General features: G+C 63.1%; 1 pseudogene. It reads left to right on the forward strand.

Annotated features, from left to right (window positions below):
* Positions 1-231, forward strand: a pseudogene (locus E2651_RS43565) (hypothetical protein); the annotation flags it as partial.
* Positions 232-504: the final 273 nt, after the last annotated feature.

Genomic DNA, 504 nt, shown 5'->3' on the forward strand with positions numbered 1-504 from the left:
TATAAGAGACAGCTCGTGGCCTGGTCGTTCTACGCCCATTTCGCGGGCCTGGGCTCGGGGGCCACCGACAACCCGGTCCAGGAGGCGATCCTCGTCGCCTGCTACCTCCCGCTCCTCGCGTGGGCCCCGCTGCTGATCGCGGTGACGGTGGCGTATTACCGGCGGCGGACGGGGTCGGGTTCGGCTGCCGCATCGGCATGGACTCTGTCGGCGTGGGCGGCTAGTAAGTGAGCCTCGGTTTCGTACGTGACTGGGTAACGCGCTTGACCGGCTTACGGACTTGACCGGCTTACGGGCTTGACCGGGTTACGGACTTGACCGGGTTACGGACTTCACCGTGTATCGAACGTGCCCGAGTTGCCTGTGTAACCGAGTCGCGGAAGTGCCGGAGCCATCGGAGCGACCCAGTTACGAACGTGCCCGAGTAACAAAGCTGCCCAAGCCCCTGTCTCTTATACAAATCTCCGAGCCCACGAGACGCCCATGAAACTCGTATGCCGTCTT

It is taken from the genome of Streptomyces sp. MZ04, from assembly GCF_004684775.1.
Taxonomy (GTDB): Bacteria; Actinomycetota; Actinomycetes; order Streptomycetales; family Streptomycetaceae; genus Streptomyces.